General features: G+C 40.3%; 12 protein-coding genes and 1 rRNA gene. 2 read left to right on the top strand and 11 right to left on the bottom strand.

The window, feature by feature from the left end:
* A 16S ribosomal RNA gene (locus L2737_RS03610) occupies window positions 1-102 on the bottom strand; the annotation flags it as partial.
* Between the two features lie 426 nt (window positions 103-528).
* Window positions 529-1,086: a D-glycero-beta-D-manno-heptose 1,7-bisphosphate 7-phosphatase gene (gmhB, locus tag L2737_RS03605; RefSeq protein ID WP_248954803.1), complete on the bottom strand. Its 558-nt coding sequence runs from the start codon at window positions 1,084-1,086 to the stop codon at window positions 529-531.
* 158 nt (window positions 1,087-1,244) lie between these two features.
* Here gmhB and L2737_RS03600 point away from each other — a divergent pair, with 158 nt between their 5' ends.
* On the top strand, window positions 1,245-1,919 hold the full coding sequence (locus tag L2737_RS03600) for a GntR family transcriptional regulator (protein ID WP_102528394.1): 675 nt from the start codon (window positions 1,245-1,247) through the stop codon (window positions 1,917-1,919).
* Window positions 1,920-1,974: 55 nt separating this feature from the next.
* Window positions 1,975-3,045: a ketoacyl-ACP synthase III gene (locus tag L2737_RS03595; protein WP_248954802.1), complete on the top strand. Its 1,071-nt coding sequence runs from the start codon at window positions 1,975-1,977 to the stop codon at window positions 3,043-3,045.
* A gap of 89 nt (window positions 3,046-3,134) precedes the next feature.
* On the opposite strand, the gene L2737_RS03590 is transcribed toward L2737_RS03595, so the two are convergent.
* From L2737_RS03590 to L2737_RS03550, 9 genes are all read right to left on the bottom strand, one after another.
* Entirely contained in the window at window positions 3,135-3,824 is a 690-nt protein-coding gene (locus L2737_RS03590; RefSeq protein WP_248954801.1) for a 3'-5' exonuclease, read from the bottom strand.
* A 3-nt stretch (window positions 3,825-3,827) separates the two neighbouring features.
* Window positions 3,828-5,702, bottom strand: a complete 1,875-nt coding sequence (locus tag L2737_RS03585) for a DUF294 nucleotidyltransferase-like domain-containing protein (protein WP_248954800.1) — start codon at window positions 5,700-5,702, stop codon at window positions 3,828-3,830.
* Window positions 5,703-5,945: 243 nt separating this feature from the next.
* Window positions 5,946-7,664 (bottom strand): sodium:solute symporter family protein, encoded by a 1,719-nt coding sequence (locus tag L2737_RS03580; protein WP_248954799.1) that lies wholly within the window; start codon window positions 7,662-7,664, stop codon window positions 5,946-5,948.
* Between the two features lie 10 nt (window positions 7,665-7,674).
* Window positions 7,675-7,941: a DUF4212 domain-containing protein gene (locus L2737_RS03575; RefSeq protein ID WP_102528398.1), complete on the bottom strand. Its 267-nt coding sequence runs from the start codon at window positions 7,939-7,941 to the stop codon at window positions 7,675-7,677.
* A 775-nt stretch (window positions 7,942-8,716) separates the two neighbouring features.
* Window positions 8,717-8,971 (bottom strand): hypothetical protein, encoded by a 255-nt coding sequence (locus L2737_RS03570; RefSeq protein WP_248954798.1) that lies wholly within the window; start codon window positions 8,969-8,971, stop codon window positions 8,717-8,719.
* Between the two features lie 13 nt (window positions 8,972-8,984).
* A complete protein-coding gene (locus tag L2737_RS03565; protein WP_229368907.1) occupies window positions 8,985-9,782 on the bottom strand; it encodes a DNA-binding protein in 798 nt (265 codons plus the stop codon).
* Window positions 9,782-10,327, bottom strand: coding sequence for a core component of ECF transporter (locus L2737_RS03560; protein ID WP_248954797.1), 546 nt, complete (start codon window positions 10,325-10,327; stop codon window positions 9,782-9,784). The genes L2737_RS03565 and L2737_RS03560 overlap by 1 nt, the downstream gene beginning before the upstream one ends.
* A 26-nt stretch (window positions 10,328-10,353) precedes the next feature.
* On the bottom strand, window positions 10,354-11,130 hold the full coding sequence (locus L2737_RS03555; RefSeq protein ID WP_248954796.1) for an energy-coupling factor transporter transmembrane component T: 777 nt from the start codon (window positions 11,128-11,130) through the stop codon (window positions 10,354-10,356).
* On the bottom strand, window positions 11,127-12,539 hold the full coding sequence (locus L2737_RS03550) for an ATP-binding cassette domain-containing protein (protein WP_248954795.1): 1,413 nt from the start codon (window positions 12,537-12,539) through the stop codon (window positions 11,127-11,129). Before L2737_RS03550 ends, L2737_RS03555 begins: the two co-directional genes overlap by 4 nt.
* Between the last annotated feature and the right edge of the window lie 3 nt (window positions 12,540-12,542).

Here is a 12,542-nt window from a genome sequence, read left to right as displayed (position 1 = left end):
CGTCAGCAAAGAAAGCAAGCTTTCTTTCTGTTACCGCTCGACTTGCATGTGTTAGGCCTGCCGCCAGCGTTCAATCTGAGCCATGATCAAACTCTTCAATTAAAGTTTTTTGAAACATTCGAAAATGCTTCGGCTCAATGAATTCTGATTACATTATGTAGACTCGGAAGAATCTACATCCTGTTTGTTACATATTGCTATGAACACTCATCATTTACGTGATTCAGAAAATATTGATAATAATTTTGATTGCCACCTAAGTGACAATTTCGATTAACTCAACACCTGTGAGTGTCCACACAGATTACTTGATAAATTGTTAAAGAGCGGACTCGGTAACTAGCGTTAGACGCCTTGTTCCGTGTCAGTGGTTGCGCATTATAGGGAAAACATTTTTTCCCGCAAGTGCTTTTATTAAATAATTTAAAAAAAACCGACCAAAAGCGTACTTTTTGAACGTTTCGAGTTAAAAACCATCATTAAACGTTCATTTTGCATTTTTATGACAGTTTTAAGAGCAAACTTTCACTACTTGGTTAGCTCAGTAAGGTAATTAGGTACATCCGCAATGCTATCTACAACTACTGTCGCAAGCTCAATTCCTGCTTCATCGACAATTTTGCCGCTTCGTACCAATATAGCGGTATTAATACCAGCAGCTTTTGCTGCGCGAATATCGTCAGCTTTATCACCAACCATAATAGAGTTAGCCATATCAATTTTTAAAAACTTTGCTGCATCTAATAACATGCCAGGTTTAGGTTTACGACAATCACAATCTTGTTTGTAATCCCCTATGCCTTTAACTGGATGATGTGGACAATAGTAGATACCATCTAAATCGACACCTTTATCTGCAAAGTTCCAATCCATCCATTCTGTTAAATGGTGAAAATCATCTTCTGAATACATTCCACGCGCAATACCTGACTGATTAGTGACAACAACTATCTTGTAGCCCATTTCTTTAAATGCTAAACAAGCTTCGAAAACGCCCTCTATATACTCAAAGTCATCGACAAGGTGAACATATCCCTTATCAACATTAATGACTCCGTCACGATCTAAAAAAACGGCTTTATCCACGATACCACTCCAAAATTCTTTATTATTACGATTATCCCATTACTGAGAAAATTATGCACTTGTATTATAAAAGGAACATTTTTTACTGTTGTACTTTATAATGCGTGCAGTAAAGGTTACCCTTCCGTAGATATTTTGTGACACTTATATAAGAAGTAATGAGTCAAATAAAACCAATAATTCATAAAACACGCACTCAGGCGGTTGTTGAAGTACTTAGAGAACGCATTTTGTCTGGTTATATAAAAGCAGGCGAACCTCTAAGACAATCAGCTATTGCTGAGCAGCTCAATGTAAGCCGTATTCCGGTACGTGAAGCATTAGTTCAGCTAGAAGCCGAGGGCTTAGTTAAATTTGAAGCGCATAAAGGTGCAACTGCGACTGAACTTTCTGTAGAGCAAGTCACAGAATTATTTGAATTAAGGGTTATGATTGAAACTGACTTACTTGCAAAGGCTATTCCTAACTTGCAAGAAGAAGACTTCGATAAAGCTAACAAAGTACTAGCTCAATTAGAGTCGGCATTAAAGTTACAAGACTCCGTGGCAACATGGAGCGAACTCAATACTCAGTTTCATACCTGTTTATACGAAGCCGCGAACAAACCACATACACTCGAAGTCGTCCATGGATTGAACACTAATTGCGATCGTTATATTCGTTTGCAGCTATTATTAACCGGTGGGATCCCAACTGCGGAAAAACAACACCGCGAATTATTCGAGTTATGCAAAAACAAAGATATCGATAAAGCGACCCAGCTTTTGCGAGAGCATATTTTACATGCCGCAAAAGCGATAAAAAAATTAGTTATTCAACAAATCGATGAATAACATTATTTTAGTGTCGTTTTAGAAACAATTTAATTTTTATTTGAGAGATAAACACATGCAGTATGCTCATATTACCGGGTGGGGAAAATGTGTCCCACCAGCAAAGTTGACCAATGACGACTTAGCCACCTTTATGGAAACGTCAGATGAGTGGATTAAAACTCGTACTGGCATCAGTGAAAGACATATCAGTCATGTGAACACATCTGAACTTGCCACTGTTGCTGCGCAAAATGCATTATTAGCTGCAGGCATTGATGGTAGTGAATTAGATTTAATCATTCTTGCTACTGCAAGTCCTGATACGCTTATTCCAAATATTGCTTCTACTGTCCAAGCTAATGTTGGCGCAACCTGTGGCGCATTTGATATCAATGCTGCATGTAGTGGTTTCTTATATGCCCTTGGTATGGGTAGCTCTATGATAAAAAGCGGCCAAAACAAGAAAATTTTGGTGATTGGCGCTGAACGCTTATCTTTTTATTTAGATTGGTCTCGACGTGAAACTGCAGTCTTATTTGGTGACGGTGCAGGCGCGGTTGTGATTGAAGCAAGTAATGAACCTGGTGGCGTATTAGGCTATGAGCTGAATAATGACCCAGCTGCACGTGACATTTTGTCTTCGGGTTTTGGTACTCAGATGGATCGATTTGACTCATCTTCTTTAGATTTCTTTATCAACTTAAATGGCCAAGAAGTCTTTAAGCGTGCTATTCACGGCATGGGCGGACTCAGTACTAAGGTGCTGGAAAACTGCAACATGAGCAAAGAAGATGTTGACCTTGTGATTCCACATCAAGCTAACGAACGTATTATTGATACCTTAATTAGCCGCATGAAAATTCCAAAAGAAAAAGCTTTTGTTAACATCGCTAATTATGGCAACACATCTGCAGCGACGATTCCAATCGCGATTTGTGATGCATTAGAACAAGGTCGAATGACCTCTGGTCAAACAATTTTATCTTGTGCATTTGGCGCTGGACTTACATCAGCTGCGTTACTACTAAAATGGGGCGAACGCACAACCCCAATCAATGCGCCAACAGCTGAGCTTCCACCATGTGAAGTGTCGGCATTAGAGTTGATTAAACCTGCTGTGGATTTCTTTACTAATCGTAAGTAGTCGCTACAGCGGTTTTCAATAATAAGAAACCAGCTTAATGCTGGTTTTTTTATACCCAAAAACCTTCAACTTCTTATTAGAAAATGCACTCATATTGATATAAATTCTGCAGCTGACAACGTATTAATGTCGCCAATGGAATTAACTTGTGCAACAAACAATTCAGCACAAGCCAATGCGTCTGTCAGTGCATCATGTCCTGAATATGTCGGTAAACCATAGCGCTGCCTACAGGCATCTAAACGCAAACTCCCCTCTTTCAATACATCATGTTGACGCAGTAATCGCTGTTTCTCTAGTGCCAGCGTATCGATAAAAGGAAGCTTTATAGCTCTACCGTTGGTTTTATATAAATGGGATTGTAAAAAACCAATATCCATGGGCGCATGATGTGCCACGAGTATATGTCCTTTAGTTTTCTCAACAAACCATTCCATGGCTTGGGATAATGTTAACGCGCTAGATAAATGATGATCAACAATACCGTGTACCGCAGCACTTTGACCGACACTGCCGTCAATATTAATCATGATCTGCTGCGCTTTGGCTAATGGAATCGATAATGGCATTAAGCTTGGCTCAATGGGAACGATACCAATACTGATGATTTGGTCTTGTTGAGGATCGAGTCCTGTCATCTCAAGATCGATAGCCATTAATGGTGCTGATGTTATTGGCTTATTAATCACACTCAAGTAAGCCTGTTGGTATTCAGATAACAGATCACTTTGGCCAAATATTTCATAATACAATCGCGCTTTTAGCCATAATTCATTCACAGATTAATAGCTCCGCATAAATTTCATTCGCAAACCAGATTGCGCGTCATGAACCACTTTAAAGGCATCCCGTAGTTGGTGCCGTATAAGCGAAGACATCTGTTGAGGCTTTAAGTAATTCGTCACATCTTGCTGACTGGTATATTGTTCGCCCTGATTAGCAAGGCGCATATGTGCAATAAATTCATGCGCATCTGCAAGGTTTAACGCATCTTTACGATTAATAATATTCGCGTCCATCAAAGCCCGAATACGCTTTGGGGTATTCACTTCAGTTATCCCAGCACTTAATGCATACACGCGAGCAATATCATTAATTAACGCTACGCCTTTATGCTTTAAGTCCATCCCTTTTACTTCACTACCATCACGCTCAAGTACGAATTTTCTAAAGAAGCCTAATGGCGGCGATTCAACCAAAGAGTTACCCGCCATTCCAGCAAGGAAAATGTCATTATCTTTAGTGCGCTCAAGCACATGGTTTTGCAATTGCTCGAATAAGTTTTGAGGGCCATACACCGCGCGCATATCAAAAAAGATACTTGCATGCATCAATGCCTTAGGCTCAGGTGCATTTAACCAACTTTCAAAATGACGCTGCCATTTATCAAGTGATAATCGCCATTTCGGGTTTTGCGCCATAATATCGCCTGGGCAATAAATATAGCCACACTTATCAAGGCCTTCACACACAGCATGGGATAAAGCATTGAAATAACCTTTAGCATGTTCATCGGGTTCATGAGCAAGCAGTAAACCATTATCTTGGTCGCTACATGCAGCTTGATCTTGTCTACCTTGAGAACCAAAAGCTAACCAACAAAAAGCCATTGGCGCTGCTCCTAGTATTTGTTGATTTAGAATGATCAAACGTCGAGTTAACGCATCCGTTACCGACGTTAATACTCGGCCAACTTCTTCAGCCCTTGCATCGGCACTGATCAGGTTTTGCAGTAATACTGGGATTTGTTTACTGACATTAATCAAACTATCAATATCTTGCTGTCTTTCAATTTCCCCAATGAGCAATAAAGGTTGCGAGCTTTGGCCACGCAGAATATCGGTACTGGTCAGCATCCCAACTGCAGGCGCTTCAGTGTTATCATCAATGGGGGTTTCAGCCATGATAGGTAAATGGTGTATTCCATGCTCACTCATTAAAAGCATCGCTTCAAACACTAATGCGTTTGCCGATAGCCTTTTAGGATTAGTTGTCATTGCTTGATGCACTGCTAAATTGCCATCGAAACCTTCAGCTAATACACGGTTACGTAAATCTCTATCAGTTAAAATGCCAATTAATTTATGATTATCTATCACTAGTACAGATGACACTCTTGCCAGACGCATTTTTTTAGCTGCATCACTTACACTGGCATGGCAATCAATCGTTAAGGGATCAACTGACATCAGGCTATTAACCCGATTGGTGGTGGTTAAGTCTTTGGCTTTAAACCTCGCTTGGTGACGCATTCTTTTTGCAAATGCACGATTAAAAAACCGATCGAAGACTCTACTTTCATTTCTTAAATAATTGAATGTGTCTGGATCAAGGTGATAAACAAGACTATCTTCTAGGATTTGCACCTGATTACTGACTTTTTCACCTGACAACAATGATGGAAAACCAAAGTAATCACCTTCGCCTAACCTATCAAGCAATTCCCCCTGCTCATCTCTGACCTCAAAGGCACCACTTCTGACGATGTATAATTGCGGGTGACTTTCATCTAAAGGTACGACTTTGCTCGTTTTACTGTAATAGCCGATGGTTAATTGCTGGCAACACCTGACTAAACTTGAATCGGAGAGTGAATCAAATGGCACTAATGCGGAAATAAACTGTTGTATTGGTTGAAGCTCGCTATCATCTTTCATATTAGCCTCATCAGAAAACTCAATTTGTCAGGGTGTTGATAGACCTTGTTATATTGAACTATACGGAATTGTTTAATTGAGCACTATTCGACTTAAGGTTAGTGATAAGGTTAGTGATAAGGTTAGTGATAAGGTTAGAGATAACGAGTGCGATGTTATGAATAATCAACAAGTTTTCAAAAACAAAAAGAGCGCCGAGGCGCTCTTTTTAATGAGTGAGTATTATCAACTCATGCATCATGATTAATGATCTTGTGCTTCACCTGATCCTTTAGGGAAACGAATAGATTCAACCATTGCAACCACATCATCAGGAATTTTCTTAGTCACTTTAGTCACTGCAAATGCAACACCAAAGTTAATGAACATACCGACCAAACCAAAACCTTCAGGTGAGATACCTAAGAACCAGTTATCGCTAACGTTGGCGCTTGGATTAACAAACTTAAAGTAAACAATATAAGCCGCGGTACAAAATAGACCAGACAACATACCGGCAATCGCGCCTTCCTTATTCACTGTTTTAGAGAAGATACCCATGATAATCGCTGGGAACAGTGATGATGCAGCAAGACCGAATGCAATCGCCACCACCGCAGCCACAAATCCTGGAGGATTAATCCCAAAGTAACCCGCCATTACAACACCTAAACCTGCAGCAATTCGAGCGTATTTGAGCTCTTCTTTGTCGGAAATATCTGGCATTAAATTCTTCTTCAATAAATCATGTGAGACTGAAGTTGAAATAACCAATAACAAACCTGCTGAAGTTGAAAGTGCAGCTGCTAAACCACCCGCTGCAACCAGTGCTATAACCCATGCTGGTAAAGAGGCAATCTCAGGCGTCGCGAGTACCATGATATCGCGGTCAATCTTCATTTCATTGGCATCACCATTGGTGTAATAGATGTTACCGTCACCGTTTTTATCATCCCAAGTAATTAAACCTGTTTTTTCCCAGTTCTTAATCCACTCAGGCGCAGCCTTATAAGATACACCCGTAGAGTCTGGTCCATTAATGGTTTCAATCATATTTACACGAGAGAATGCCGCTAGAGCAGGAACAGTAGTATACATAATCGCGATAAAGACTAAGGCCCAACCCGCTGATACACGTGCATCTTTCACACGAGGTACAGTAAAGAAGCGAACAATAACGTGAGGCAAACCAGCCGTACCGAACATTAATGCACCCGTGATAAAGAACACATCAATCATGCTCTTTGAGCCTTCGGTATACTGGGCAAATCCAAGCTCTGCCGACAATCCGTCGAGCTTATCAAGTAAGTACACCCCCGTGCCATTACCTGCGGCATCCACCATTTCAGCACCAAAGCCGATTTGAGGTAAAATATGACCTGTCATCATCACTGAGATGAAAATGGCTGGCACCATGAAGGCGAAAATCAGCACACAATATTGAGCAACCTGCGTGTAGGTAATTCCTTTCATACCGCCTAGTACCGCATAGAAGAACACCACAGCCATACCTATGTATACGCCGGTTTCTACATCTACCTCTAAGAAGCGGGAGAACACCACACCTACGCCACGCATTTGACCTGCAATATAAGTAAAACAGATAAAGATGGCACACATGACAGCAACTGTACGTGCAGCTTGTGAGTAGTAACGGTCACCGATAAAGTCTGGCACAGTAAACTTACCAAACTTACGAAGATAAGGAGCCATACATAGCGCTAGCAGAACATAACCCCCCGTCCAACCCATTAAATAAACTGAGCCGTCATAACCTGTAAAAGACACAATACCTGCAAGCGAGATAAATGATGCCGCTGACATCCAATCGGCTGCAGTTGCCATACCATTCATTACTGGTGGAACCCCACCACCAGCAACATAGAATTCTTTAGTTGAACCAGCACGAGACCAAATGGCAATACCGATATATAGGGCAAATGTGACCCCAACAATGAGATAAGTTAACGTTTGAACATCCATGATTTATTCCTTAGTCTTCGTGTACGTTATATTTTTTATCTAAAGCATTCGCTTTCGCTACATACACAAAAATTAGTGCAACAAACACGTACATGGCACCTTGTTGTGCAAACCAAAATCCTAATTTAAACCCCATAAAGGTAATTTCGTTTAGTACGTCCACTAATAAAATGCCGCACCCAAAAGATACAAACGCCCAAATTGCGAGTAGTTTTAAAACTAGTCGTAAGTTTTCGCTCCAATATCCATTTGCCTTGTCTTCATTTTCAAAAGCCATTGTGACTCCCCTGTGCTAATTATTTTTAAAGTCGATAGTTAATCTAGCAACTCAAAATGTGACGACAATCACGACCTTAGTCTATAGCGGCAAATGCCACTTAAAACTGAATCTCACATAGTGCAATCTATTCAATACCTTACACAGGGTTAACCAATAGTTTACAAATGTAATGACTTAGCTCGGTTTAGACCAAGGTCGAATTAGAAAAGTGATAAAAAGAAGGCAAACAGCCAACTATTGAATGAATCAGATGCCCTGCCTAAACAGGTTTATAGCCTGAGGTCACTGTAAAGTACGGTACGGAAATGGATGCTAGTATTAGGTTTTCATAGTTAAAGATGGGAAAGGAGTATGTTAAGTCATCACAACTGTGAGTTGGAAAATTTCAAATGAACGTAATGACTCGCTCATCATAATGTCTCTTTCAGCGATGAATAAGTGGGAGTAACCCATGTCACTCTCACTCATTTTGAGCTAAATTAAGAAAAGCATTCGTTAATCTGAGCGTTGACCTAAGCGTTAACCTAAGTGTTAACTTAAGCGTTGACCTAAGCGTTGGCCTACGACTTAGTCAGTGAGTGGTCAGTCAGTGAAATAATCAGCGAGTTATTCGAATTCGAATTTCGCTGATATCTTGTTTGAGTATGAGTATGAGTTTGAGTTTGAGTTTGAGACTCAATTTCCAGATACTCATTTTATATTCAATCTTAAGTGTAATTACTAGATACAAACTTTTAAGTATCTATGATTAAAATCAGGCTTTATAGCTCGCTTATACATTCTCCTTTTTGGCTAAGCCTCTGCACTCGAACCCTTCTATTAGCCAGCGACGTTTCATACAATTGAAGCAACTTATTAGCTCATCATCAATCATCTCATCTTCATCATCTTCCATGAATTGATCGCAGTGCTTTGCGGCTTGTTGAGCGTGATGGTCATCTTCGTTGGTAAATCGAAATAGCCATTTTCCCTGCTGTTGATAAAACCAGTTTTCTTTATCCGAAAAGCCTTCCACTTTTTCTGACATGACATTCTCACTGTTAATAGTTTTTCAATTGCTGTTTTAATGCATTGCGCCAACTCGGCTCGCCTGTCAATTCATCTCGGTGCTGATACACAAGCAGTGCAAACTGGTTATTTTGCAGCACAGCTTTAATTTTTCCGCTCACCAATACTGATTCTTCATCGTTTAACAAAAAACCATTAAGCTCAATGACCGCATCTAACCCTGTGAGTTTTTTGATTTGATGTACTGATAACATTAGCTCTTTGGTGGAATTTGTTAACCCCACATCAAGTTGGCCTTTTACCCGGCCATCTCGACCAGATAAACGTAGACCAATACCTGCAATAGCACCGATAACGCCTTGACCTGTTCCTCCGTGCTCCGATAAATCGATCCCTAGATTAGCCGCTAATTCATAAGCATCAGATTTAGTTTTTACTTGCCTCTTTGTTTCAAAGCCAAAGGCCATCAAACGTTGAATTGCACTCGTAGTTAATAAACTTTTTTCTATAATAGCCAGCCCAGGATCGGCAGCTAATGCACTTTCAGCTTTTAAATGAATAACACAAATATCTTTTATTTCTGCAAGTGTTAGCGAAGATAAGATTTCAAAACACATCGCACTATTATGAGATGTATAAGGAATATCTGGATGCACAAACAACTGATGACGAGTCACCCATGCTGATGATGAAGTTAACCTCACTTTACCTTCAACATGATCACCTAAGGCCTTTGAGTTCAGTAAATCCATTATTTCTTCAGCAATTTCACCCGTGCCTTTAGTACCAATATCATCGGTATCATCGATACAAATTAACCAAGACTTGATCATTTGTGTGCCGCCTTATTCGTTGTTAATAAATCATGGGCATCTAAGCGATTAATAATAACTGGCACCAGCAAAGCACCTGCTATTGCAAATACACCGCCTTTAACACTACTTAACCCAAATTGAATAAATGCCACTTGCGGATCCATTCCAACCAGTAAATTTTGAATCCAAGATTTGCTCGCCCATGCAATGCTGCCGATAATGGCAAGTAAAATACATCGCCAGCGCAAAGTGAACATATTGGCCATAAAGATTAAGACTAAATCCATTGCTAATGCTGGCAATGCAAACTTGAGTAATATAAAAGGCCCACCTTTTCCTACACCCAAAATCATCGCCAACATCCCTGTAAGTAAGCCGCATAAGGTCATGCTGCCGACTTTATTTGTCGCACCATAGCAAACGAGATAAAACAAGCTGATTAAGAACATTGAATGACCGGTTAACCCCAGCTTCATTCGCATCATGCTTTTTATGGCCACCAATAATGTGGCGCAGAAGCCTATGAATAATGCATTGTGTAACGTGAAGCCTTGCTTCATTGATTAATCCTCTTGAGTGGTAGTAATTAACTTAATGGCCAATGTGTATGTTTACTGTGCTTATCAAAATGTCTTTGTTGTGCTGATTTAGCGATATGTTTTGACAAGCTCAGCAGTTGAATGAGTAAAGGAAATAACACGCAGCGAACTAGCTCGATCCAATTAATAGGATTAATTAATTCTTTAGGCATGATTCGAGCGCCGCGTAAGCACTGAATATGATAAATATCTCTCACTTCTTGTGTGATAAACGGTAATAATTTAATCGATGTCGTGATAACAAATGCCCACTTACTGGGCAGGAATAAGCACAAAACTTGACTCATATGGTGCGCTTTTTGTGTACTCGCAAGCCACCAGCTTGGCAGCATGACAAGGATAATCCTTAGCACCACAATTAAGGCTTCAAGTACTCTTTCGCTGCCATAAAACAAAGCATACAAACTGACCGTGATGACAGATTGAATAGCAAATAATTTAACAAGGGGCTTTAATCGCGCTTTACAAATCCAAGCATGTATCATTAAGCCCAAATTAATCACAGCCAAATAACCCAGCTGCTCTGTGGTGACTAAAAAAGCGCTACTGGACAAAACAATACTGAAAATAATCGCAACGCCACAAAGCCAACGTTTTCTTTTAGACTCGGTTAATCTAGCCTTGTAGCTTGATGCATTAGGTGATGTATTAGTTGATGCATTACTTAGTGTATTAATCGATTTTTTACCTAAATTCTTGTTCATTGTGATATCAAGGTTGTTGACATCAGAATCGTCGCTTTTAAGGCAAACCCGTTTACTCATAACAGTGCCTTTGTTGTTAATTGACCGTTCTCGATTTGCCAATATTGAGTCAATAGCGCCTCTAAAATCGGTCGATGACTGGTAATTATGATTGTGCCACCGTGCCTAGCAAAAGCCGTTAACATGCTAATGATATTGGTAAAATATTGTTCATCTAGCCCTGCAAATGGATCATCGAGTAGCAATACTTTGGGCTTTACACACAGCACTGAAGCCAACGCCACTAAATGTTGCTGGCCATAAGAAAGTTTGTGCGGAGACTGAGTCTCTAAATGGCTTATTTCTAATTGTTCTAGTATTTCATTCACTCTCGATAGCGGAAGGTGAAAACGTTTTAAGCTGAACTCTAACTCTTGTCGAACCGTTACCTCAAACAACTGCCTTGATGGCCGCTGCATCAGTAAGCCCAAGTCTTTATTAAAACGGCCAAATTTAGCAGGCTTACCAAAGAGCAAAATATCCGCTTGATTGCTGTCATCAATGCCAGCAATCTGATTAAGCAGGCTCGACTTACCGCTTCCGTTTTCACCAAACAGACCAACTATATCTCCTGCATTTAGATGCAAGATTTTTCTAATCTCTACCACTGGAGTTTGGTTTTCAAACTGAACTTTTAAGGGGAAAATACTTAACCTGTTTTCGGTTGCACATACTTCATCAGTAATTAAAGACTGAGTATTTGCAGCGGAGTTAGTATTTGGAACTGAAAAATCTAAGTCAGGTTCACAACATTGGTCCTTGAGAATTGAAGATGCGCTTACCACATTAATTGAATTAGCTTCGACGTGAGTCAATTGACCTTGTGCTAATAGCCAATAAGTCTGAATGACTTCAGCAAAAGCGTCAGCATGATGTTCTGTCATGATCACACTCACTCCTGAATCGACTAACCGCTGAAGCACCAGGTTTAACTCGCTAACCCCAGAGTTATCTAGTTGTGCCCAAGGTTCATCGAGCAAGAGTAAATTAGGATTAAGTACCAATTGCGCAGCCAACATCAAGCGATACTTTTGTCCTAAGGACAGATGGCTAACTAAGGTATCTAATGGTAAATCAAGCCCAACAATGGCTAATGCATGTTCCACTAAGCTAAACATCTCATTGACTGAATATGCTAAGTTTTCTAATCCAAAAGCTACTTCAGCGCCAATAGATTCACGAATAAGCTGAATGTTGGGATCTTGCATCACCAAACCTAAACGAAGGTTTGGGTGATGGATGATTTGACCGTCAAAGTCGACATCATTTGGCATTGCTATTAACTGTAACAAGGTCGACTTACCCGCTCCGGTGACGCCCAAAATACAGTGGCACTCACCAGCAGCGACCGTAAGGTCTAGCTGGTTAAACAAGTCAATTGAGGATGAGTGGTGTCGATAACTCACCCCATGCAATGCCAATAGCGACATGAG

It is taken from the genome of Shewanella electrodiphila, from assembly GCF_023283985.1.
Classification (GTDB): Bacteria; Pseudomonadota; Gammaproteobacteria; order Enterobacterales; family Shewanellaceae; genus Shewanella; species Shewanella electrodiphila.
Note: the sequence above shows the minus strand (reverse complement) of the source record. Positions and strands in the feature narration are given on the sequence as shown.